This is a genomic window from Streptomyces sp. SID11385 (genome assembly GCF_010548245.1).
Lineage (GTDB): Bacteria > Actinomycetota > Actinomycetes > Streptomycetales > Streptomycetaceae > Streptomyces.
In genome coordinates this window covers 1-230 of sequence record NZ_JAAGLR010000099.1, presented here as the reverse complement: position 1 = coordinate 230, position 230 = coordinate 1, and the positions used below count along the sequence as shown (strand labels likewise).

Annotated in this window: 1 protein-coding gene; it reads left to right on the top strand. The window is 68.3% G+C overall.

Going from position 1 to position 230, the window contains the following annotated elements:
* Positions 1-230, top strand: a 230-nt coding sequence (locus G3I42_RS03300) for a hypothetical protein (RefSeq protein WP_164282338.1), incomplete at both ends; no start/stop codon positions are given.

The window sequence follows — 230 nt, the reverse complement described above, 5'->3', positions numbered from 1 at the left end:
GTACCCGCGCCCCCAGCTCACCCGTGACAACTGGCAGAACCTCAACGGCTCCTGGGAGTTCGCCGCGGCGAAGGCGGGGGAGCGGCCCCCGGTGGGCAGGAAGCTCGGCGAGAAGATCCTCGTCCCGTACCCGGTCGAATCCCAGCTCTCCGGGATCGAACGGCACGAGGACCGGATGTGGTACCGCCGTACCTTCACCGTGCCGAAGAACTGGAAGGTCGGCTCGGGCA